This is a genomic window from Streptomyces tendae (assembly GCF_014650435.1).
Lineage (GTDB): Bacteria > Actinomycetota > Actinomycetes > Streptomycetales > Streptomycetaceae > Streptomyces > Streptomyces tendae.
Map to the genome: position 1 here is coordinate 378201 of NZ_BMUY01000007.1, position 23173 is coordinate 401373.

Sequence of the window (23173 nt, forward strand, 5' to 3'; positions counted from 1 at the left end):
ACTCGTGCGAACTCTTACCTATTGGCAGGCGATCAGCGAGGCCACCGTGCAGTGCATGGAGGCGGACGAGAGCATCTTCATCGCGGGGGAGGGGGTTGACGACATCAAGGGCACCTTCGGCACCACGAAGGAGGCGTACGCACGGTTCGGCGCGAACCGTGTGATCGACGTGCCCAACTCCGAGAACGCCACGGCGGGATTCGCGGTGGGTGCGGCGGCCTGCGGCCTGCGGCCACTGCTGGTGCACACGCGGGCCGACTTCATGTTCCTGGCACTGGACCCGCTGGTGAACCTGGCCGCCAAGTGGCGCTACATGTACGGCGGGGACAAGGGCGGGGTGCCCGTTGTCACACGAGGCGTGGTCGGACGCGGCTGGGGGCAGGGAGCGACGCACTCGCAGAGCCCGCACGCGACCTTCGCCCACTACGCGGGGCTGTACGTGGCGGCCCCCGCCTCGCCCGCCGATGCCAAGGGGCTGCTGGTCCAGGCGCTGACCGGTGACACACCCGTCGTCCTCGTGGAGAACCGCAACCTGTACCCGCTGACCGGAGAGGTGCCGGCCGGGGCCACCGCCATCCCCTTCGGGGTCGGCCGGATCGCGCGACGCGGCGCCGACGTGACCGTGGTCGCCACCTCCCTCATGGTCCACGAGGCGGAACGGGCGGCCGTTCAACTGGCCGAACAAGGCATCAGTGTGGAAGTGGTCGACGTACGCAGCCTGCGGCCGCTGGACGATCGGATCATCTGTGAGTCCGTGGCCAGGACGGGGAGGCTGGTCGTGGCCGACACCAGCTGGGCGCGGTACGGATTCACCGCGGAAGTGGCGGCCGTGGTGGCCGAGCACATACCGCACGCCCTCACGGCGCCGATACGGCGGCTGGCACTTCCGGACTGCCCTGCGCCGGTGTCCTGGCCGCTGGAGGAGGCGTTTCACCCCGGTGCCGGCGGCATAGTGGAGGCTTGCCTGCAACTGTGCGGGCAAGCACCGGGAGACCTGCCCGCGCTGGCCGATGTCGCCGCGGGATTCCAGGGACCGTACTGAACACCGCATGCTGCCCCGGTATCACTGCGCACACTGTCCGCGGCCGGCCCACCTGGACATCGGTCCGGCCGTGTGACGTACCGTCACTCGCATTCGCCGAACAGAGCACGCTCGAGGTCACGCTCGGCCGCGCTGAGCGGGCCCCCTCGGGCGACACTCTCGGGATGCCCGGGACCGGGCCCGTCGAGAGGGGGGAGGGGCGGGACGTACACCCAGATGCCTCCCGCGGCGATCATCGCCCGTTCGAGGGCGCGCAGAACTCGGGTGAGCATCATCGGTGTCCCGGCTCGAGGAGTGGCAGGAGGGCGGCACGGTCCTCGCCGTCGGACCAGAGGCGGCTGAGTGCGGCGGCGTCGAGTTCATGGCCCTCGGTCCACAGCCGGGCCACCGTGCCGAGCAGAGCGCGCCGGTCCGCTGCCGGACTTCCGGGACGGGCCGGAAGCATCGGCACCACCGCGCTCGCCCCGCTGCGCACTGCCGGGTGCCGGCGTGCGAACGCGGTCAGCGTCTGGCGCGGTCCGGCCTCGACGAGCAGCATGTCCTCCGCGGCGAGCAACTGGTCGAGGGCCGGCCTGAAGTACACCGTGTCCGTGATCTGGCGGGCCCAGAACCGGGGGCTCAGCGCGTCCCGGTCGCTCATCAGCTCCCCGGTGTAACCGGAGTAGAGCGCAAGGCGCGGGGACCGCAGCCCGATCCGGGTGTACTCCCGCTCGACGGCGTCGGCGGCCGGGGCCATGGCAGGAGAGTGGAAGGGGCTGGTCGCCGGTACCGCCACGACGGTGTGGCCGTCGGCACGCAGCCGCTGCTCCACGGCGGACAGCTGGGCAGCGGGGCCGGCCAGCATGGTCTGCAGGGTGGCGTTGACCGCGGCGATGGCCACCTCGTCCACCAGATAGGGGCGCAGGTGGGCCGCGGACGCAGCGACCGCGAGCATTCCGCCGGCCGGGACGGACAGCGCGTGCCGGACGCGCTCCCGCATCATCGTAACGGCGTCCTCGAGCGACACGACACCGGCGAACGTGGCCGCCACCAGTTCGCCGGCACTGTGCCCCAGGAGTGCCGTCGGACGGATCCCCCAGCTCATGACCAACTTGCCGAGGGCGTAGTCCACGGCGAACAGCAGCGGCTGCGCGCGCCGGACGTCATCGATGTCGATGAGCGGTCCGTTCGGGGTGAGCCAGTCGGCGCGAATGGCCGCGCCCTCGTCGCCCATGAGGTCCAGCACCGTGTCGACGGCCTCGGTGAACACCGGCTCGTGCCGATACAGCCCGCAGGCCATCGCGGTGTGCTGTGAGCCCTGGCCCGGAAAGAGCAGGGCCACCGGGCGGGGGGTGCCGGCTGTGATCGCCCGTGCCGTGTCCAGCGCGGCGGCGGGGTCCTCCAAGCTGCACACGGCGGCCGCCCGAACGAGCCCCGCGCCCTGCCCGCAGGGCACCACGGCAGGCAGGGCGCGGAACATGTCGTCCGTCATCCGATCGACCACCGAGCGCAGTCGGGCACGGGTCCGTGTCTCGTCGCCGGGACGGCGGCCGGACCAGAGCAGCAACCGGGCGCTGTCGGCCACCGGCCCGTGCGACGGGCCGGTACCGGGCGCCGGGCGGTCCTCCCGTGCCACCGCGCGCAGGGTCACTCGATGGGCCCGGACGGGGCCGGGCCCATCGGGAGCGGCGAGCACCAGGGCGACGTCCTTGCCGCCGCCGTTGAGTGCGGCATGTGCCAGCACCAGAGCCAGCACCGTCGACTCCGCCGTGCGCACGGCGACATGTTCGAAGCCGGAGTGAACCGGCTGTGGGACATCGCCGGTCACCAGGAAGACGACGGTCCGCGTGCGCGTCGAGGAGCCGGTGAGGCCGAAGGCCTCGAGCGCGGCGTCGACGCCTTGCCCGCCCACCGGCGCCTGCCCCGCCGAGGTTTGCTCGGGAAGTGCCAGATCTCGGGTGACAACCCTCAGGACTGTGCAGAGCAACTGTGCCTCCTGTCGTCGCAGGGACCGTCGACGGTGCTTCAGCGGGTCTGCGGCACCTGCCCGCTGGTGTTGATCAATGCCAGCAGGGCACGAGGGGTGTCCGCGTCAGCGACCGTCTCGTCCGGCAGCCGGATGCCGTATTCGCGCTGAACCTGGCCGATGACCTGGAGCATGGCCAGGGAGTCGTAGCCGAGCTCGTCGAAGGAGACATCCAGGACGTCTCCGTCCAGGTCGACGCCTTCTTCCTCGCCCGCGCTCTCACGCAGCATCCGGGTGAGGTCGGTCAGGGTTACCGTGCTGGCGGACATACCAGGGTCCTCTCGTCGGGTGTGGGGCCATCAGGTCAGTGGTCGCAACGGCGCAGTACGAGGGCCGCGTTGAAACCCCCGAATCCGCGGGCCAGGACCAGAGCCGAGCGCAGGTTGCTGTCACGGGGCTGATCGACGACCAGATCGAGTCCGTACGCGGGCGCGGGAGTCCGCACGTTGACCGTCGGAGGAATCACTCCCTCACGCAGTGCGAGCAACGCCGTGGCCACATCGAGAGCCGCGCCTCCGGCGAGCAGCCGGCCGGTCATGGTCTTGGGTGCGGTCACCGGCACCGCGCGCCGTCCGAACAGCCCCGTGACGGCTGCCGCCTCGGCCTGGTCCAGTTCGGGTACGCCGGCCGCATCGGCGAAGACCACGTCGATGTCCTGCGGGGTCAGGCCCGCGTCGGCGATGGCGTTCTCGGCCGCCCGCCGCAGGCCGGGCGGCCGGCCTGCGGCGGGTGCCGGGTCGAGGGTCGCCGCGTAGCCGGCGACCTCGCCGTAGATGTGTGGAGCACCGCGCTCCCGGGCCGAGACCGCATCCTCCAGGACGACGACGGCACCTCCCTCACCGACGACGTACCCGGAGGCGTCCGCGGAGAAGGGCAGGTAGGCACGGTCCGGGTCGGCCACGGTGCTCATCCGGGCGGTGGTGAGTTGAGGCACCCAGCCCCAGGGGCACAGCGCCGAGTCCACACCGCCGGACAGCACGAGGGGTGTGCCCTTGCGGATGTGCCGCCGGGCGTGACCGATGGCGTCGATGCCGCCCGCCTGTTCGGTGAGCAGGACTCCGCTGGGGCCGCGCATCTTGTGCCGGATGGAGATCTGGCCGGTGTTGACCGCGTAGAACCAGGCGAAGGACTGGTAGGCGCTGACGTACTCCTTGCCCCTGCTCCACAGGTTCTCCAGTTCCCGCTGGCCGAACTCGACGGCACCACCGGAGGCGGCGGTCACCACACCCATGCCGTATTCGGGCAGGTGCCGCAGGTCGGCGCCGGCGTCGTCGATGGCCCAGTCGGCGGCCGCGAGCGCGAGCCGGGTCATGTGGTCCGTCTGCGGCATCAGCCGACTGGATATGTGCTCCTCGGCGACGAAGGTCTTGATCTCACCGGCGAGCACGGACGGGTACGGGGCGGGATCGAAACGGGTCAGCGGCGCCAGAGCGCTCTGTCCCGCCAAAGTGGCCTTCCAGAACGCCTGTGTGCCCAGGCCGTTCGGCGCGGCGACACCGAGGCCGGTCACGACGGCGGCGGTCATGACCGGGCTCCCGGGCGGGTGAGCAGCATGGCGCTCTGGAAGCCGCCGAAACCGCTGCCCACACTGAGCACCACGTCTGCCTGCTGCTCGCGTGCGGTCAACGGGATGTAGTCGAGGTCGAGTTCGGGATCGGGCGTGTGCAGGTTGGCGGTTGGCGGCAGCACACCGTGCTCGATGGCCAGCGCGCAGGCGACGATCTCCAGGGAGCCGATCGCCCCGAGCGAGTGCCCGATCATCGATTTGACCGAGCTGATCGGCACGTCGTGGGCGTGGGCACCCAGACTGCGCTTGAACGCGCCCGTTTCATGGCGGTCGTTCATCTTCGTGCCGGAGCCGTGGGCGTTGATGTAGCCGATGGACTGCGGTGAGAGGCGGGCCTCGTGCAGGGCGGCGTCGATGGCCTCGGCCATTTCGCGCCCGTCCGGCTTGAGCCCCGTCATGTGGTACGCGTTGCACCGGGCGGCGAATCCGGCGATCTCGGCGTAGATGTGTGCCCCGCGCTTTCGGGCACTCTCCCACTCCTCGAGCACCATGATCGCCGCTCCTTCCCCCAGCACCAGGCCGCCACGGGTCCGGTCGAAGGGCCGGCAGGCCCGTTCCGGTTCGTCGTTGTGCGGGGTGGTGGCGTGGATGGCGTCGAAGCAGGCGGAGGTGATCGGGGAGATCGGAGCCTCGGTGGCCCCGGCGACCATCACATCCGCACTTCCCTCGCGGATCAGCTCCACCGCGTGACCGAGCGCGTCGAGCCCCGAAGTGCAGCCCGTCGACACCACGGCGGCAGGACCTTCGGCCTCCGCGACCCAGGCGACTTCAGCCGCCATCGTGTTGGGTACGAAGTGCCGGTACAGCTCGGGAACGGCGTACTCGTGGTCGACGTGCCACTTGCGCCCGCCGTCGCTGACGACCACGTATTCACGCTCCAGGCTCGTGGTGCACCCCACCGCGCTGCCGATCGACGTGCCGATTCTGCCGGGGTCGAGGCGGTCGACGAGCAAGCCGCTGTCGGCGAGTGCCTCGCGGGTGCTCACCACGGCGAACTGGGCGGCTCGGTCCAGCCGGCGGATCTCCTGCGGCGTCAACCCTGCCGACACCGGATCGAAGTCGCACTCGGCCGCGACCTGCGAGCGGAAGGGCGAGGGGTCGAAGAAGCTGATGGTGCGCGTGGCGGATCGGCCGGCGGTGAGGAGCTCCCAGTACTCCTTCACTCCGATGCCTCCCGGGGCCACCGCACCCAGGCCGGTGATGGCGACTCTGCGCAAGGCCGTCACCTCGCTTCCGCGGAAATCCGGCGGCCGGGAATTCGTGAGCCGCTCCGAGCTGTGCCGGTCACTGTGAAAGCCCTCTCTCGTCGAGGTGTTCCGGTGGAGCGGCGGGCGAGGCGCCGCAGGATCGCTGACTTCGCGCCCCGCCCGCTGAATCGGTCGGTGGTGCGCTCGTGACGTGCCACCGTCGTCGATCCGGTTCATCGTTCGGTGGCTCCCTAGACGAACGCTCGTGCCGACATGGAGTGCGGCGACACGCTTCTTCGGGACCACGCGGCGAGCCGGGTGACGGTCGGACGGCCGACGGCGGTGTTCACGCGGTGGGCGGCCGGCGCCCCAGCCGGGGCGGGTGAGCACCCCGCGCCGGGTGCGGCTCCTTGTTCCGACAGGCCCGCTCGCCGGCCGGACAACGGCCGGCAGTCCACGCACCGCCCCGCTGGGGCGAGACGAAGCCCTGACTCGGTGGGGCCATCGGCCCTGACCCGCAGATTCCGGCGGTCCTGACCGGCTGCACCACGAAGCGGAACAGCGCCGCGCCCCGGGCGTCGTTACTCGTCGCCGTCCCCGCTCAGGCCGAGGCACAGGGACCGGCCGATTAGGGGCGTGCCCATGCCGGCTGTCATGGCGGGACGGACGGCGATGGTGATCAGCGCGACTGTGCTCGTGCCGGCAGTCGCCCCACCGTCCCGCCGGCCGGCCTGCGCCCACGACGCGCCACGTCTGCAGCCGCCGTGACGGAGTCGCCGGCCTCCAGGTCCAGTGCCGGGTCGCCGGCCAGTACCGACTGGTGCAGCCGTTGCAGCCGAGGGGAGGGCTCGAGGCCCAATTCCTCGATCAGAGTGGTCCGCAGCTGCTGAAACGCCTGAAGGGCCCGCCAAGCGCTGCCGGAACGGTAGGCGGCCAGCATGAGCAGCGCGCAGAAGTTCTCGTGCATGGGATACCGGGCCGTCAACACGGTCAGCTCCGGCACGAGTTCGCTGTGCCGGGCCAGCCGCAGGTCGGCGGCGATGCGGCGCTCGAGCACGGCCAGTCGGTCCTGGTCGATCCGGAGCACCTCCAGTTCCAGCACCCTTCCGACGCGTACGTCGACGAGAGCCGGGCCCCGCCACATGCCGAGGGCCGTACTGAGCAGTTCGGATGCTGCGGCGTCGTCGCGCGCGTCGAACGCGGCCCGCCCGGCGGACGCACACTGCTCGTACTCCTGGGCGTCGACCTGCCCGGGAGGCATGTCGAGCAGATAGCCGCCGTGCCGGGTCACCAGAACATCCTTGGCGCCCCGTTCAGCGTGCTCCGGGAGCGCCGCGGCGATCTTGCGGCGCAATTGGAGGATGTAGGTCTGCAGCGTGGTCGCGGCGCTGCGCGGCACGGCCTCTCCCCAGATCTCCTCCATCAGCGTGGACACCGTGACGACCCGTCCTGCCTGGAAGGCGAGCACGGCGAGGATCTGTCTGGGCTTGGCCGCGCTCGGCACCACGGAGATCCCGCGCTCCTCAGCAGTCAGCGGACCCAGCACCTTGATTTCCATCTGTGCTCCCCTCGCACTCTGCTACGACAGTGGTGGAGCCTGGCACTCCGGCTGATCCGACGCACAGTGAGGCGCGCACGAGCGACATCGTGAATATGTCATACGCATTTCGTGAAAGCCGCCATACCAGCCGTCACGGATTCACATTGAGAATTCATACGTGACGAGGTGCCCTGCGCCGCAGACCACGGCCGGCACCGCAGCCCGTTGCGCGTCGTCCCGTCCCGTAGCCATGCACCGCAGGAACCAGCCACGTTTCAGCCACGCCGACGATGGCGTCGTCGTCCTGTTGCCCCAAGTCGGCCGGAGCGCCTTCGAGCCCTCGGGTCCGCGGCGGACCGCACTACTGGAGCGGGCTCCGCGTTCGAGGAGGCTTGTTTTGAGCAGGTGTAAATAACTGACTGTGATCAAATGCATAGGCGCGGTTGTTTCAGAAGTGCTTCCTGTTTAATATGAGCCCGATGTGCTGGCGACTGTTGCAATACTGACAATGCAATTGATCTCAGGCGTACGGGGGACAGGTGGATGCCTTATTTGGCGGTGAGCCCTGCCGTGATAAGCGACCGGATCGCGCACGCGTGGCTCTGAAGATCGCACGGTCATTGATTGTCGCTGTGGTGCTGAGCAGCGGTGTGCTGGCTCTGGCCGACATGGTGGCGGGTGCTGCCGAGGCAGGTGAAATTTTCACCTATGTGCTGTGCGCGACACCTCTGCTTGGCTTTCAAGCGATTCTCCCTTTCCTTCCCTGCCGGCACTGGAATCCCGTCCGTAAGGCTTTCCTGTTTCTTCTGATTGCGGCGGCGACGTATCCTTGCGTCGCGCTCGGTGGAGCGAACTGGAACGGTTTGACCGGGCCGCTTGCGGGTTCCGCACTGTTATTGCTCACGGGAATCCGGGCCTGGGTCGCATTCGCATTGGTCGTCGCCGACGCACCCGTGCGCGCCGCGGTGCAGGGGGCGCCCCTGCTGCCCTCCATCGGGTCCGCCCTGGCCGTCGGCCTGTGCGGGCTCCTCGTCCTGGGCCTCGCCCGGCTCACCCATCTCGTCTCGGAGGCATGGGCCTCGCGAGCAGAAGTGGTCCGTAGGGCTGTCGTGCGCGAGCGGCTCCGCTTCTCCATGGACCTGCACGACCTGCTCGGCTACAGCCTGTCCTCCATCGCGTTGAAGAGCGAACTGATCTACCGGCTGGTGCCCAGCCGGCCGGACCAGGCGCGCAAGGAGATCGACGAAGTTCTCGACATCTCCCGCCAGGCCCTGTCGGACGTGCGGCTGGTGGCCCGGCGCTACCGGGGCATGTCCCTGGAGAGCGAGGTGTCCTCCGTGGAGTCGGTGCTGAACTCCCTTGGAGTCGTCGCACTGGTAGACATCCGGTGCGGGAACCTGCCGCCCGCCGTGGACACCGTTTTGGCCACCGCGGTACGCGAGGGCGTGACGAACGCGCTCAGGCACGCACACGTCAACCATGTCATGATCCGGGCGGTCGGCGACCAGGGGAAGGTCCGGCTCCTGGTGGCCAACGACGGCGTGGTCGAGGGCGCACCCGCACAGCGCTGTCCGGACGGAAGCGGTCTGCACAACCTGGCCAGCCGGTTCGATGTCGTCGGAGGCCGCATCGACGCGGAAGTGACGGATGACGGTTGGTTCCACCTGGTGGGCGAGGTCCCCCGAAGCGTCACCCTGGAGCCCGTCCGACCGGCTTGTTGAGATCGGAGGCCACGATGTCCGTCAGAGTCCTCATCGCCGAAGACGTCTCCATGCTGCGGGGGGCCCTGGTCGCCCTGCTGGAGATGGAATGGGACCTGGAAGTGGTGGCCGCGGTCGGGCGCGGGGACACAATCGTGCCGACCGCCCTCAGGACCCAGCCGGACGTCGCCGTCATCGACATCAGCCTCCCCGGGATCGACGGGCTGAGCGCGGCGACGGAACTCCATCGGGAACTGCCCAGCTGCCGTACCATCATGCTCACCGGGCTGAGCCGCCCGGGCACCCTGCGCCGGGCCCTGGAGGCAAGGGTCTCCGGTTTCCTGCTCAAGGATTCCGAACCGCACCGGCTCGCCAACGCCGTTCGTGCCGTCGCGGCCGGTCAGCGTGCCATCGACCCCGAACTGGCGCTGTCCGCATGGGACGTCCAGGACACGCCCCTGACCAGGCGCGAGTTGGAAGTGCTCAGACTGGCCGCGCAGGGTGCGGAGGCCGAGGAGATAGCCGGACGCCTCTACCTCTCCAAGGGGACCGTCCGCAATTACCTGACCTCCATCGTGACCAAACTCAACGCCCGCAACCGGGTCGACGCCATCCGTATCGCCGAACAGGCGGGGTGGATCCCCTGAGAACCCGCGCCCGGGCAGCGGGCGAAGACCGCGTCCGCGGACGGTTCAGGCGTCCCCGGCGCCGATGAGTTCGCGGACCTCGCGCCCCATCTGCTGGTGGATCGCCTTGAGTTCGCCACCCAGCATGAGCCGGCGCAACTCGCCGCGCCGCACCGTGCCGACGGCCGTGCGGCGTATCGTCCCGGAGCGCACGAGAACCACTGCGCCCGGGGTGAGCTGGAATTCCGAGGCCAGGTGTGCGCGCACCGCGCCGACGAGAGCGGGGAGATCCACGTCGTAGTGATTGCGTCCGCGCAGCTCCAGGACCACCACGACATGCTCCCGCTCGGCACCGACGCCGAAGGCCGCGCCCGCCCCGATCAGATCGCTGACCTGGCGTACGGAACGCTCCAGATCACCGGCGGACAGCCGGCGGCCGGCCAGCACGACGGCGTCCTCGAGCCGCCCCGTCACGTACAGACGCCCGCCGGACAGCGCGCCGAGGTCCCCGGTGCGCAGGAAACCGTGCGCACCGTCGGCGGTCCGGGCCTCGAAGGTCTCGCTCGTCTCCCGGGGGCGGTTCCAGTAGCCGTGCGCGACGGCCGGCCCCCGAAGCCAGATCTCCCCGCACCGTCCGTCCGGCACCACCTCCCGGCTCACCGGATCGACGATGCGCAGTTCCACACCGACCGGCGGGCCGCAGTCCGCAAGGGTGCGGGCCGGACGGCCGGGGACCGGATCCCGCAGCTCGCGGCGTTCCAGCGCCGCCACGTCCACGGCGCGGTGGGCCGCCGCCCCGGCACCCGGTCCGAAACCGGACACCAGCACGGGCACCTCGGCCGGTCCGTAGCAGGTCCTGAACGCGTCCGGCCGAAAACCCGCGGGAGCGAACCGATCGGCAAAGGCCCGCTGGACCTCGGGCCGAACCGGACCCGGCACGCTCACGGCACTCTCCCAGCCCGACAGGTCCAGCCCGGCCAGTTCCCGGTCACCGACCCGGCGCACACACAGGTCGTAGGCCCAGCCGGGAGCTGCGCTCACTCGCAGCCGGTGGGCCGAGACGGCTTCCAGCCAGGCCGCCGGCCGGCGGTCGAACAGGCCCGGACTCACAAGGACGCAGGTGCCGGCGAGCCAGAGCGGGTGCAGAAGCTGTCCGAACAGGCCCATGCCGTGATGGATCGGCAGCCAGCCGCCGACCCGGTCGCCCGTCCGGGTGCCCAGCACCCGGACGGCAGGGTGCTGGGCGGCCAACAGGTTCCCGTGGGTCATGACCACACCACGGGGTTCTCGCGCGGAACCGGACGTGTACTGCACCAGCGCCGGCTGCTCGGCGTCCGACACCGGCGTGTACAGCCCCCCGCCGTCGGGCACCGACTCCACCGCCAGGCAGCTGATCCGGTCGTAGCCGTGCCGGGCCAGCAGCACGGAGACATCCGGAGCCGTCGCGATGTCCGTGAGGACGACACCGGCCGACGTGTCCCTGGCGACACCGAGCATGCGGTCCGCCTGATACCGGCTCGCGCCCGGCACGGCGACGGGCACCGCGACGGCGCCCGCGTACAGGCAGGCCAGCACGCTCACCGCGAAGAGCCGGGGGCAGGACTGCAGCACCAGCACGCGCTGACCGACCGGGCCGCGCTCCCGCAGCCAGCCGGCCAGCGTGGCGGCACCGCGGTCGAGCTCGCCGTAGGTCACACGCTCGACCGGCGCGTTCGCACCGCTCCCGCCCACGGACACCAGCGCCTGGCGGCCAGGAGCCGTCACGGCCCACTCACGGATCGTCTCGACATACGGACGGTCGTTTCTCAACGTTCCCCCTGGAAGGCAACCGGGCCCCAAGGAAGCGGCTTTCGGGCTCCTCACGCGCCTGCTGGTCTCCTGCGGTGATCGTGCGGCCGAGGATCACTCCACGAACTGCTTGGCCCTGAGCAGGGTCGCGGAGCTGTTGGCGTCGAGGGACCGACGGACCATGGCACGGGCCTCGGCCAGTCTCGTACTGGGTCCCAGCACCCGGCGCACGCCATCCGGGTCGAGCACGACCGTGTGCCAGGAGGTGGCACGCACCACGGGTGCGCCCGAGTCGTCCAGGACGGATTCCACGAGCCACCGCCCCGTGTGGCCCGTCATCACCGGCGGCGGCGCCGTCTGCTTGTACACGATCAGCCCCCGTTCGGGAAAGCAGAGCCGGACCGAGGACGTCGTGTGCACGGAACCGTCCGGACCGTAGGTGTCCATGGTCATGTGCTGCACGCCCGGCTCCTCCTCGCGCAGATCGAGCCGGGCGACGTGCGGAAGACGGCTCGGCCACGACTCGGCCCGGGCCAGGAAGTCGAACACCTCCCGCGGACTGCCGTCGATGTCCCGGTGGGTGCTGAAGCCGAACCTCAACTGCGCGAACTGCGCGAGCCGTTCCGCCGTGGTCTTCAACGCGCCCAATTCCGCGGCGCTGTTGGTGTCCAGGGCCGTCTTGATCAGACGCAGCGCCTCGGGGTCGTCGCCGATGGCCCGGTAGTCGTGCAGCAGTGTCACCCGGCAGCCCTCCGCCGTTTCCCCGATCCGCCACACGCCGCCCATCGACGCCACTGGCGGGGCGGACACCACCTGACGAAACGTCACCGTGCGGGCCGACGGGTCGAGGGACCTGCGGGAGGTCCAGTCCCGCACCCGGCCGTTCGCGAACGCCCAGATCCGCAGCACCTGGTGCTGCTCGGTCTCCTCCAGCACCTCGGTGTGGACCGTCGGACCGAAGACGTCGGGCCAGCGCTGGGCGTCGGCGACAAGATCGTAGACATCCGCGGCAGGCGCCGCGACATTGACGCTGTGCTCGGCGACATGGGTCGTTGCCGCGCTGCTTTGCACCACAGGACATTCCTCTCGGCAGGGCCGCCGCAGCGGCGTCTTGCAGGGGCGGGATCGAGCGGGCGCGCCGCAGTGGAGGTCAGCCGGCGGCCCAGGCCGGACGATCGAGGATGTCGATGACCGCGCAGCCCCAGCTGTAGCCCGCGCCCACCGACATCAGGACACAGCGGTCACCGGGTACCGCCAGACCGGACATGACGAGGTGGTCCAGGCTCGCGAACTGGTCGCCGGCGCCCAGATGGCCGACGGTCCGGCTCCAGTCCCACGTGGTGCGCGCCGGATCGATACCGAACGGCTGGTAGTAGATGGACCGGAGCCGACGGCGGCCGAAGTGCGGAAGGATCACCCACGCGGCGTCGGCGAGTTCCATACCGGCGTCCGCCAGAGCCTCCTTGACGACGCTGTACTGTCCCGCGCTGCTGCGGGCGACGGCGTACGAGATACCCATGCGCTCGACGAAGGAGCGCTTGGCCGCGTCGAAGTCGACGGGCATGCCGTGGGTGAACGGCGCCGGTGAGAAGGGAGTGTCGCCGCGGTGCAGGGGCTCGAGTTCGGAGTCGGCGAACAGGGCGAGGGAGGACACCGCCGCGAACCCGCCGCGCGCCGAGAGCACAAGGGCGGTACCTCCGTCGGCATACGGTGTGCCGGGGTCGGTGCGCCAACGGTCGATGCCGGGTGTACAGAACCGGTCGGCGGTGGTCAGCAGCGCCTCACCGCGGCCGGTTGCGGCCTTCAGATACGCGGCGGCCAGATCGAGCGCGGTCAGTCCGCCGTTGGACATCTGCCGGATCTCCAGAGCGGGGCAGGTGTTGCGGAGCGTCTCACGCTGGATGTAGGACGCCACCGGCCACAGATCCTGGCCCTGGTGGTAGGTGTCGGCGTGGAGGATCAGGCCGATGTCGTCCGCCTGTGCCTCGGCGCGGTCGAGGGCGCTGCGGGCGGCCGCGACCGCCATCTCCGCCGCCGACTCGCCGGGCGAGTGCGCCACCGAGACGACGCCCGTGGTCTCGGCGGTCCGGGGCGGACACTCACCCGCGGCGACCGCGTCGCTCACCCGCAGCCGGGCCGGGAGCCGGACGCCGGTGGCCCGTATGTAGATGCCTTCCACACGCATGGTCATCCCGTCCTGGGGTTCGTTGCGTCAGTCCGCCGCGGCGGCCGACTCCTGGCGGGAGGCCCGCACCCCACCGCCCGGGCGGCCGACCGGCGTCAGCACGTACCGCACGGCGTCCAGCAGTGCGTGAAAGAAGGCGGCATCGGTGTCACCGTCCACCCCCACGGTGTTCAGCCGGGCGCGGCCGTCCGTGAAGGAGGCCAGCACCCGGGCCGTCGCCCGGCCGCCGGACCCGCCCGCCGGAAGCCGCACCTGGTACTCCGCAAGCCGCAGCCGCTGCAGCCGTGGGAACCACGGGTCGAGGGCCTGGTGCACGGCCCGGTCGAGGGCGTCGACCGGGCTGTCGCCCGAGCCGTCGCCCTCGGCCTGCACGCCGTTCACCCGCAGCCGGACCGAGGCGCTGGACCGCGGCAGGTTGCCGCAGTCGGCCCGCGTCTCGACGCGCCGCAGCAGGACGTCGACGGACGGCACGCCGTGGTTCGCGGACAGCTCCTCGCGCAGCAGCAACTCGAAGGACGCGTCCGCGGATTCGAAGCTGTGGCCGCGGTGCTCCAGCTCCTTCACCTTCGTGGCCAGGCGCGCGACCGCCTCCGGTGCGGTGGCGACGTCGTAGCCCAGTTCCCGGGCCTTGAGCAGCACCGACGACCGGCCGCCCATGTCCGACACCAGGGTGCGCATGGCGTTGCCGACGTCAGCGGGGTCGATGTGCTGGTACAGGTCGCTGTCCACCCGCAGCGCGGAGGCGTGCAGGCCGCCCTTGTGCGTGAAGGCCGACCTTCCCACGTACGGGGCACCGGCGGCCGGGGAGCGTCCCGTGATCTCGGCGACGGCGCGGCCCACGGCGGCCAGGTCGTCCAGCCGGCCGGGCGGCAGCGCCGGTACGCCGCACTTGAGGATCAGGTTCGCGGCGAGTGTGAGGAGATTGGCGTTGCCGCACCGCTCGCCATAGCCGTGCACCGTGCCCTGGACATGGCGGGCCCCGGAAGCCACCGCCGCCATCGTGTTGGCGACCGCGCACCCGCAGTCGTCGTGGCAGTGGATGCCGAGCGGCACACCCGTGCTCCGGAGTGTGTCTGCCACCACCTCGCCCACCTCGTCCGGCAGCGAACCGCCATTGGTGTCGCACAGCACGACGGTCTCGGCCCCGGCCTCCGCGGCGGTGCGCACCACTTCCAGGGCGTAGTCGCGGTTGGCCCGGTGGCCGTCGAAGAAGTGCTCCGCGTCGAGGAAGACCCTGCGGCCGGCGTGGACCAGGTGCCGCACGGTGCTGCCGATCGCCGCGAGGTTCTCGGCCAGCGTGGTGCGCAGGGCCAGTTCCACATGCCGGGGATGGCTCTTGGCCACCAGGGTCACCACCTCGGTTCCCGCTGTCAGCAGCGCCCGCACCTGCGGATCGGCGGAGGCCGACGTCCCGGGTCTGCGGGTGGCACCGAACGCCACCAGCACGGCGTTGGCCAGGGACAACTCGGTGGCCGCGCGGCGGAAGAACTCCGTGTCCTTGGGTACGGCTCCCGGCCAGCCGCCTTCGACGAACCCCACACCCAGCCTGTCCAGGCAACGCGCCACGGCGAGCTTGTCGTCCACCGACAGCACGAGACCCTCCTGCTGCGTACCGTCCCGCAGGGTCGTGTCGTAGAACTGGAAGTCCTGCGTTCCCATCTGCCCGTCCTCCGCTGGTGGTTGGGTACCGGGTCGTCGTGCCGGCCGTGCCGGGAAGCGTGCGGCCGGGTGCTCGCGTCGCGCTCAAGAGCGGCTGGGCGCCGCCCGGCCCCCGCCGTTCGGGGGTTCGCAGCCGGCGCGGGCGGCACCGGACGACAGCAGCCGTTCGATCTCCCGTCCCGAACACCCGGACTCGGCCAGGACCTCGCGCGTGTGCCGGCCGACGACCGGGGCCGGCCCGGGCCGGAGCGGCTCGGCACCGTCGTACCGCGGCGCGGGAGCGGGGTGCAGGGAGCCACCGTCGCGCAGAAACGTGCCACGGGCGCGCAGATGCGGATGGCTGGCCGCCTCCTCAGGGTTCAGCACCGGGGTCACACACGCATCGGTGCCTGCGAAGGCGGCCGCCCACTCGTCGCGGGTACGCCGGGCGAAGCGCTCCGCGAACGCCGACCGCAGCACCTCCCAGTTGTCGGGCTCCCACCGGTCCGGCAAGCGGTCCGGGTCCAGTTCCAGACCCCGTACGAGGGCCGAGAAGAACCGGTCCTCCAGGGCTCCCACGGCGACGTACCTCCCGTCGCGACAGGCGTACACGCAGTAGAACGGTGCCCCGCCGTCGAGCAGGTTGCCGCCCCTGCCGGACGGCCACTGTCCGCTGCCCGACATGTCCAGCAGCATGCTCATCAGCAGTGCCGTGCCGTCCACGATCGCCGCGTCCACCACCCGGCCCCTGCCTGTCCGCCGCTGCTCCAGCACGGCCGCGAGGATGCCGCCGAAGAGCAGCATGCCGCCCCCTGCGAAGTCGCCCAGCAGGTTGAGCGGCGGAACGGGCGGTCCGCCAAACGGGCCGATGGCGTCCAGGACGCCGGTCAGCGCGATGTAATTGATGTCGTGCCCCGGAGCCTGCGCCAGGGGCCCCTGCTGCCCCCACCCGGTCATCCGGGCGTACACCAGGGAAGCATTGCGTTCGTGGCACTGGCGCGGTCCGACACCGAGACGTTCGGCCACTCCCGGGCGGAACCCCTCGACGAGGACGTCGCACTGCTGCACCAGTCGCAGCACGACGCGCACCGCGTCGGGATGTTTCAGATCGAGCGCCACCGAGCGGCGCCCGCGGTCCAGCACCCGGTGCCACTCGGCGAAGGGACGGACGCCGTCGGCCCGTTCGACCCGGATCGTCTCGGCCCCCAGATCCGCCAGCAGCATGCAGGCGAAGGGCGCCGGGCCGATACCGGCCAGCTCGAGCACGCGCAGCCCGGACAGCGGTTTCGTCCCGGAGCCCTCCGCCGATTTCGCGGGTGAGCAACCACCGAATGCTGACATCACAGGCTCCGTCGGTCGGTGACACCGTCACTGTTCAGCCTCTGTCACACCGGTCAAGAGCGGCTCGAATGCGACAAGGCCCCGTGCGAGCAGTCCACTCGAGGTCTAGAGGGGCACAACCGCCGTCGCCCACGCTGGCCGTCCGCCTTTGGCCGACGGCCCAGGAGTGAGTCGCCGGTCCGCTCTCAACGACCGCTTCGAGGAGCAAACCATGCCGGGCCGAACCTTCGAGGGCCGTACCGTCGTCGTCACCGGCGGTGGCACGGGCCTGGGCCGTGCAACCGCACTGGCCTTCGCCGCGCAGGGCGCCACCACCGTGATCGTCAGTGGCCGCCGCAAGGAGCGTCTGGACCAGGTGGCGGCCGAACACCCGGCCGTGGTACCCGTGGTCGCCGACGTGACCAGCGAAGCGGGAGCACAGGCCCTGGCCGACGAAGTACGGGGCCGCGGCGGCGTGCTGGACGTCCTGGTGCACAACGCCGGTGTCTTCCGCTTCACACCGCTCGCCGGGCTCGGACCGGACACGGTCAGGGAAGTGCTGGACACCAACCTCCTGGGTCCACTGCTCGTCACCGGACACCTGCTGCCGTACCTGGCCCCGCAGCGCGGCAGCATCGTCCTGGTCTCCAGCCGAGCCGGTCACAACCCCGGGCCGGGAAGCTCGGTGTACGCGGCGAGCAAGGCGGGGGTGCACAGCCTGACCCGCAGCTGGGCGGCGGAGCTCGCCACCCACGGAATCCGGGTCAACGCGGTGGCCCCCGGCTTCGTGCGCACCGAGGCGTACGAGGCCAACGGCATGACACCGCGGCAGGTGGCCGCGTTGTTCGACGCGGTCACCGCCGGCATTCCGCTGGGCAGGGTGGCGGACGTCGACGACATCACCCCGTGGATCACACGGCTCGCCGACCCGGCGGCGTCGTTGGTGACCGGTCAGGTCATCACGGTCGACGGCGGTATGGACACGGGCGCGGAGCAGACCGGCCAGGACCGCTGAGGCGCGAACGCGCCGAGCCCAGTGCGCAGTTCGGCCGGGCGCGCCTCCCCATCGCGGACATTGCCCGGCCTAAATGGCTCCTAGCGTGGCTCACGAGGTTTCCGCACCATGGTGAGCAGGGGGAAAGCCGATGAGGTTCACGTCCCGTTCCGCAGCGGTCGAAGCGGCCGTTCCGAAACCGACGGCTGCCGGGACACACAGGTCGGCCATGGCAGTGGTCATGGCGGCGAGCCTCATGGACCTGGTCGACCTCACGATGGTCAACGTCGCCCTTCCCAGCATCCGGACCGACATCGGCGTGCGCTACGGCCTGCTCCCCTGGATCACCGGTGGTTACGCCCTCGCGTTTGCCGTCGTCCTCGTGCCCGGCACCCGGCTGGGAGGCGTTCACGGCCGGCGGCGGGTGTTCCTCGTCGGCCTTGGAGCCTTCACCATCGCCTCCGCCCTCGGCGGGCTGGCACCGAGCCCCGAAACGCTGGTGGCCGCGCGGGTGGCGCAGGGTACGGCGGCGGCACTCATGGTTCCGCAGGTGCCGTTCATCATTGACGCCGTGTCACCCGCCGACGGTCGGGGCAGGGCGGTGGCCCTGTTCGGCGCGGTGATCGGGCTGGGTTCGGTGGCCGGCCCGCTGGTCGGCGCCGCTCTCCTTCACAGCGACCTGTTCGGCCTCGGCTGGCGTTCGGTGTTCCTGGTCAACGTGCCGATCGGGATGGCGGGTCTGGTACTCGGACGCCGGTGCATCACCGAAGGCCGGGACCGTCCGACCACTGGCCACGTCCGCCACGAGCGGGCCGGGAGCCGCCGACGCGGGGGCCCACTGGTGGTGACGTCTCTCTTCACCATCCGGACCTACGCCGTCGGTGTCGGCGTCGAACTCCTCTACGGCGCCCTGGGCGGCATCTACTTCCTCGCCTGGTGCTTCCACATGCAGGCCGGGCTCGGCTGGACCCCGCTGCGAGCCGCCTGGTGCATGCTGCTCTTCGGTGTGGCAGTGGCCATCTTCGCCGGACTCTCGCGAGACGTGCTGTTCCCGAGGTACGGGCGCACAGTGCTTCAGGCCGGAGCACTCACCCAGTTGACCGGGGTCCTGGTGTACAGCTGGCAGACGCAGCACTACGGCACCGACATCCAGCCCTGGCAGATCCTGCCGACGCTGGTCCTGCTCGGCGGCGGCATGGGACTGGCGGTGGCACCGCTGTCGACGGTGTTGCTCGCCGAGGTGCCCCCAAAGCAGCTGCGCCTGGCGGCAGGGCTCGGCAACACCACTTACCAGCTGGGGGCGGCGCTGGGGATGGGCATGGTTCCGGTGGCCTTCCTCGGGCTGCTGGATGCCGGCCGTCCGGCCCCCGTGGCCTTCTCCCACACCCTGCGATGGTTGGCCTGCCTGCTGGTGACGGCCTTCCTGCTCACGTTCGCGCTGCCCCGGTTCCCCGGGCGCTCTCCCTCGAAGCAGTCACGGACAGGCGCGGTGGCGGACGGTACATCCACCGCCGTCTGAGCCGACGGCGCTCTCCCGCAGACCACCACGGAAGGAAAACGATGAGTACGCACAACGCTTCGGAGATACCGAGGACGGCCCGCGAGGTCCGGCTCACCGAACAGCTGGAGGGGGAGCTGACGCTCGAGCACTTCGGCATCGTGCAGACGCCGGTCCCGCAGCCGAACGTGGGGGAGGTGCTCGTGCGCACCGACTACCTGTCCCTGGCGGCCGCTTACACGGACCTCATGCGCCCCGGCTGCCAGCTGCCGGTCCCGCCCTTCCTGGCGGGCGAACGCCTCGGCGGCGGTGCGGTGGGCACCGTGGTGCGGTCCGCCAGCGACAAACTGGCCGTCGGCGACCTGGTGCACTCCATGAGCGGCTGGTCGGAGTACTCGGCAGGTCCCGCCGAGACGTACGCCAAGCTCCCGGCAGGCCTCTTCCCGAGCCCCGCGTACTTCCTCAGCCAGGGCCCCACCGCCTACTACGGGATGGCCGACATCGCCCGGGCGGGCGAGGGGGACGTCGTCTTCGTCTCCGGCGCCGCGGGCGGCGTCGGGTCCCTCGCGGGGCAGATCGCCAGGTGCCGGGGAGCCGCTCGGGTGATCGGCAGTACCGGCAGCAAGGAGAAGATCGACTACCTGGTCGACGAACTCGGCTACGACGCCGCCTTCGACTACCACGACGGACCCGTCGTCGAACGGCTGCGAGAACTCGCCCCCAACGGGATCAACGTGTTCTTCGACAACGTCGGCGGCGAGCAGTTCGAGGCAGCGGTCCAGACGGCGGCCCCGCACGCGCGTTTCGCCCTGTGCGGGGCGCTGGCGGGCCAGATAGGCGGCGGCCGGGCCGCTCACCCGAGGCTCGACCTCATGCGGGCCATCACCCGGCATCTGGAGATCAGGCCGTTCGCCTGCTATCACACGCCCGAGCAGGTCAGTGCCTGGTACGAACACTTCGCGCAGTGGCACGGCGAGGGTCGTCTCGTCTTCCCGCACACCACGCTCGAGGGCGGCCTCGCTCGAGCCCCCGAGGGGATGCTGGGGCTGCTGAACGGGCGATACCGGGGCAACGTCGCCGTACGGATCACGTCCGGCTGACGGCGAAGGCGGGGTGGTGGTGGCGGGCACCGTCCGGCGCCCGCCACCACCACCCCGCCCGCCGTCAGGACTCGTCGCGCGTCGCGTGGATCTCCACCGGTACGGTCCGGGCCAGTCGGCCGTCGGCGTCGTAGACCCGGGACGTCCCCCGGCTGGTGAAGGACCGGTCCTGCTGACTCGCGTGCTGCTCGACGTCCACCCAGCCCGCACAGGCTCCACGGTCGTCGACGATCGGCTCCGTGATACGGAACAGGAAGCTCCCCGGCCCGAGCGAGGACCAGCGCCCGGCACCGACTCCGCCGGCGGTGAGCAGCGCGTGCCCCCGGGCCGTGAAACGGAACGAGCCGATCGAGTCGCCGCCGGGCCGGCTCACCCGAGCCGTCCAGGTGCCGACCGGACTCGCCGGGCCGTCCTGTGGCTGCTCTCCCCCCATTGCCGCGGACACCGGCACGGCTACCCGCGACCGGCCGGCCCGGCGAAACCGAACCGGACCGGCAGGCGTTGCAGCCCCCGCAACTGGAACGTGGGGGGCTTCCACGTGAGGTCCTCGTACGGCACCGCGAGCGCCAGTTGCGGGCACCGCTCCAGCAGCGCGCGCAGGGCGATACCGCTCTCCATCCGGGCCAGCGGCGCACCGACGCAGTGATGGACACCGTGCCCGAAAGCGAGGTGCGCGCGGATCTCGCGCAGCTCCCTGCCCAGATCGAACCTGTCCGCCTCCGCGAACCGCCGCGCATCCCGCCCGGCGGCAGCCATGCCGATCAGGACCACCTCGCCCGCGGGGATCTCGGTGTCACCGATGAGCACCGGCTCGGTGGTGTAGCGGTACGCGGACACCTCCACCGGTCCGTCGAACCGCAGGACCTCCTCGACAGCCGTCTCCAGCAAGGACCAGTCGGCCCGCAGCGCGGCGAGCTGGCCGGGATTGCGCAACAGGGCGAGCGTTCCGCTGGAAATGACGTTCGCCGTGGACTCGTGCCCGCCGACCAGCAGCAGGAACGCCATGCCGAGGAGTTCCTCCGAGGACAGCCGGTCGCCGTCGTCGTGCACGGCACGTGCCATCGCGCCGAGCAGATCCTCGCCGCCCGCCTTGCGCTTGCTGTCCACCAGAGCGGACAGGTAGGCGGTCATCGCCTCCTGCGCGGCGATTCCCCGTTCGAGGGTGGGCGGCGCCGACAGATCACTCGACCACAGGTGGAAGTCCGCGCGGTCACCCTCAGGGACGCCCAGCAGTTCGCAGATGACGGACAGGGGAAGCGGCAGCGCATAGGACTCGACCAGATCCGCCTCGCGGGACGACAGCATGGTGTCCAGCAGTTCGTGGGCGATCCGCTCGACACGTGGGCGCATGGCCTGTACACGGCGCAGCGTGAACTCGCGTGCGATGAACCTGCGCAGACGGGTGTGGTCCGGTGGATCGACCTGCATCAGGGTCTTGCCCACGACGTTGCGGCCCAGGTTCTCCCACGCCTTGAGATGGCGTATGTCGTTGCTCAGCCGCGGATCGGTGAAGGCGGCCCGTGCCAGCTCGTAGTCGGTGATCAGCCAGCAGTCACGTCCGTCCAGGACGCGGGCCCGGTGAACCGGACCCCGCTCGCGCAGGGCGGCGAAGAGCGGATAGGGGTCGGCGGTGAAACTCGGGTCCGATCCGGTGAGATCGGCGACCAGGGCCTCGGTCATGACGGCTCCAGGGAGTCGGGAGGTGATGGCCACTCAGGCGGCAGGCGCCCGGGTCCCAAAACGTAGGCCGCGGCCCTCGACCTTCGCTCGTGCCCCAGCACATGAAGCGCGGGGATGGACGGCGGGCAGGGCATGCGGGCGGCGGGCCCCGGTGATAATGGGTGGCATGCCGTTACTCTCCGAACGCGCGCTCAACCGGTCCCTGCTGGAGCGCCAGTTGCTGCTCGACCGGGTGGCCTGGCCCGTGCCCAGGGTGGTCGAGCGCCTGGTTGCGATGCAGGGGCAGGAGCCCGACGCACCGTACGTGGGCCTGTGGACGCGGATCGCCGGCTTCACGCACGACGCGTTGTCGTCGCAGCTGCACGAGCGCCGGATCGTGCGCGGCGCCCACTTGCGCACCACCCAGCACCTGGCGCTCGCGGAGGACTTCCGCTGGCTGCGTCCGCTGCTCCAGCCCCGCATGGACCGCGCTCCGCTGATGGGGCTGCGGCGCGAGATCGAAGGGATCGACCTGGCCGAACTCGCCTCGGTTGGAAGGCGGTTGCTGAGGGGCCGGGCCCTGACCCGACGGGAACTGGGCAGCGCGCTCGCCGAGCACTTCCCGGACCGCAAGGCCAACGCCCTGGCCGTGTCCGTGCATTTCCTCGTGCCGATGGTCCACCCCCCGCCGAGTGGGCTGTGGGGGAAGCGGGGATCGGTGCCGTGTGCACTTGCGGAGGACTGGATCGGGCAGCCGCTGCAGACGACGCCGCGGATCCAGACGATGATCACCAGGTACCTGGCCGCGTTCGGCCCGGCCGATGTGAAGGACATGCAGGCGTGGTCGGGGCTGAGCGGCCTGCGCGAGGTGGTGGATGAACTCCGGCCGCGCCTGCGGGTCCACCGCGACGAGGGCGGCAGGGAGCTGTTCGACGTGCCGGAGGCCCAAGAGCCCGGCGACCCGGACCGGCCGGCGCCGGTGCGCTTCCTGCCCGCGTTCGACAACCTCCTCCTCGGCCACGCGAACCGCAGCCGGGTGATCGCCGACGAGTACCGCAAGCTGGTTGCTCCCGGGCAGGCGAGGGTATTGCCCACCTTCCTCGTCGACGGCTTCGTGAGCGGCACATGGTCGGTCAGGGACGGCCGGCTGCTTCTCTCCCCGTTCCGCACCCTGTCGAGGACCGACACGGCGGCCGTGTCGGAGGAGGCGTGGCGCCTGGCGCAGTTCGTGCTCCCGGACGCCGACCGGCGGGACGTCCGCCTCGAACCCGGCCCGGAGCGCGGCGTGTGACGGGAGGGCCGGGACGGCCTGAGGCCGTCCCGG

Annotated in this window: 20 protein-coding genes; 7 read left to right on the forward strand and 13 right to left on the reverse strand. The window is 70.9% G+C overall.

Translation table 11 applies throughout. The features are described from left to right. The first annotated feature begins 4 nt into the window (after positions 1–4). On the forward strand, positions 5–1042 hold the full coding sequence (locus tag IE258_RS20875; protein WP_189745649.1) for an alpha-ketoacid dehydrogenase subunit beta: 1038 nt from the start codon (positions 5–7) through the stop codon (positions 1040–1042). An 83-nt stretch (positions 1043–1125) separates the two neighbouring features. Here the strand turns inward: IE258_RS20875 and IE258_RS41280 are convergent, their stop codons facing one another. The 6 genes from IE258_RS41280 to IE258_RS20900 form a co-directional block, all read right to left on the reverse strand. Beyond that, positions 1126–1317, reverse strand: a complete 192-nt coding sequence (locus IE258_RS41280; RefSeq protein ID WP_308434195.1) for a DUF6059 family protein — start codon at positions 1315–1317, stop codon at positions 1126–1128. Further along, positions 1314–2933, reverse strand: a complete 1620-nt coding sequence (locus tag IE258_RS20880) for an acyltransferase domain-containing protein (protein WP_189745651.1) — start codon at positions 2931–2933, stop codon at positions 1314–1316. Before IE258_RS20880 ends, IE258_RS41280 begins: the two co-directional genes overlap by 4 nt. A 113-nt stretch (positions 2934–3046) precedes the next feature. Beyond that, positions 3047–3316 carry an acyl carrier protein gene (locus IE258_RS20885; protein ID WP_161378583.1) on the reverse strand — a complete coding sequence of 90 codons (270 nt, stop codon included), beginning with the start codon at positions 3314–3316 and terminating at the stop codon, positions 3047–3049. Between the two features lie 35 nt (positions 3317–3351). Next, complete coding sequence (locus IE258_RS20890) at positions 3352–4572, reverse strand: ketosynthase chain-length factor (RefSeq protein WP_189745652.1); 1221 nt, start codon at positions 4570–4572, stop codon at positions 3352–3354. Then, a complete protein-coding gene (locus IE258_RS20895; RefSeq protein WP_308434196.1) occupies positions 4569–5831 on the reverse strand; it encodes a beta-ketoacyl-[acyl-carrier-protein] synthase family protein in 1263 nt (420 codons plus the stop codon). The genes IE258_RS20890 and IE258_RS20895 overlap by 4 nt, the downstream gene beginning before the upstream one ends. Before the next feature lie 649 nt (positions 5832–6480). Further along, on the reverse strand, positions 6481–7359 hold the full coding sequence (locus IE258_RS20900; protein ID WP_189745654.1) for an AfsR/SARP family transcriptional regulator: 879 nt from the start codon (positions 7357–7359) through the stop codon (positions 6481–6483). A 578-nt stretch (positions 7360–7937) separates the two neighbouring features. Here IE258_RS20900 and IE258_RS20905 point away from each other — a divergent pair. After that, entirely contained in the window at positions 7938–9062 is a 1125-nt protein-coding gene (locus IE258_RS20905; protein ID WP_189745656.1) for a sensor histidine kinase, read from the forward strand. A 14-nt stretch (positions 9063–9076) separates the two neighbouring features. After that, on the forward strand, positions 9077–9688 hold the full coding sequence (locus IE258_RS20910) for a response regulator transcription factor (RefSeq protein WP_189745658.1): 612 nt from the start codon (positions 9077–9079) through the stop codon (positions 9686–9688). A 45-nt stretch (positions 9689–9733) separates the two neighbouring features. Here the strand turns inward: IE258_RS20910 and IE258_RS20915 are convergent, their stop codons facing one another. The 5 genes from IE258_RS20915 to IE258_RS20935 all read right to left on the reverse strand — a co-directional run bounded on the left by IE258_RS20915 (position 9734) and on the right by IE258_RS20935 (position 16619). Then, positions 9734–11431, reverse strand: a complete 1698-nt coding sequence (locus IE258_RS20915) for an AMP-binding protein (protein WP_189745660.1) — start codon at positions 11429–11431, stop codon at positions 9734–9736. 138 nt (positions 11432–11569) lie between these two features. After that, entirely contained in the window at positions 11570–12529 is a 960-nt protein-coding gene (locus IE258_RS20920) for an aromatase/cyclase (RefSeq protein WP_229892295.1), read from the reverse strand. Positions 12530–12605: 76 nt separating this feature from the next. Continuing rightward, positions 12606–13646 (reverse strand): ketoacyl-ACP synthase III family protein, encoded by a 1041-nt coding sequence (locus tag IE258_RS20925; RefSeq protein ID WP_373309847.1) that lies wholly within the window; start codon positions 13644–13646, stop codon positions 12606–12608. Positions 13647–13667: 21 nt separating this feature from the next. Next, positions 13668–15299 (reverse strand): citramalate synthase, encoded by a 1632-nt coding sequence (cimA, locus tag IE258_RS20930; RefSeq protein ID WP_189745662.1) that lies wholly within the window; start codon positions 15297–15299, stop codon positions 13668–13670. 84 nt (positions 15300–15383) lie between these two features. Next, positions 15384–16619, reverse strand: coding sequence for a CaiB/BaiF CoA transferase family protein (locus IE258_RS20935; protein WP_189745664.1), 1236 nt, complete (start codon positions 16617–16619; stop codon positions 15384–15386). A 211-nt stretch (positions 16620–16830) separates the two neighbouring features. Here IE258_RS20935 and IE258_RS20940 point away from each other — a divergent pair, with 211 nt between their 5' ends. The 3 genes from IE258_RS20940 to IE258_RS20950 all read left to right on the forward strand — a co-directional run bounded on the left by IE258_RS20940 (position 16831) and on the right by IE258_RS20950 (position 20190). Next, positions 16831–17613, forward strand: a complete 783-nt coding sequence (locus IE258_RS20940) for an SDR family NAD(P)-dependent oxidoreductase (RefSeq protein WP_189745666.1) — start codon at positions 16831–16833, stop codon at positions 17611–17613. Between the two features lie 208 nt (positions 17614–17821). Beyond that, positions 17822–19111 (forward strand): MFS transporter, encoded by a 1290-nt coding sequence (locus IE258_RS20945; protein WP_189745668.1) that lies wholly within the window; start codon positions 17822–17824, stop codon positions 19109–19111. 41 nt (positions 19112–19152) lie between these two features. After that, positions 19153–20190 (forward strand): MDR family NADP-dependent oxidoreductase, encoded by a 1038-nt coding sequence (locus IE258_RS20950; protein ID WP_189745670.1) that lies wholly within the window; start codon positions 19153–19155, stop codon positions 20188–20190. A gap of 64 nt (positions 20191–20254) precedes the next feature. Here the strand turns inward: IE258_RS20950 and IE258_RS20955 are convergent, their stop codons facing one another. Together IE258_RS20955 and IE258_RS20960 are read right to left on the reverse strand one after the other, a co-directional pair. Further along, the gene (locus tag IE258_RS20955) at positions 20255–20563 is read right to left on the reverse strand and encodes a hypothetical protein (protein ID WP_189745672.1); all 309 of its coding nucleotides are present in this window, start codon (positions 20561–20563) and stop codon (positions 20255–20257) included. Positions 20564–20643: 80 nt separating this feature from the next. Continuing rightward, positions 20644–21870 (reverse strand): cytochrome P450 family protein, encoded by a 1227-nt coding sequence (locus IE258_RS20960; RefSeq protein WP_189745675.1) that lies wholly within the window; start codon positions 21868–21870, stop codon positions 20644–20646. Positions 21871–22036: 166 nt separating this feature from the next. Here IE258_RS20960 and IE258_RS20965 point away from each other — a divergent pair, with 166 nt between their 5' ends. After that, the gene (locus IE258_RS20965) at positions 22037–23140 is read left to right on the forward strand and encodes a winged helix DNA-binding domain-containing protein (protein WP_189745678.1); all 1104 of its coding nucleotides are present in this window, start codon (positions 22037–22039) and stop codon (positions 23138–23140) included. The last annotated feature ends 33 nt before the right edge of the window (positions 23141–23173 follow it).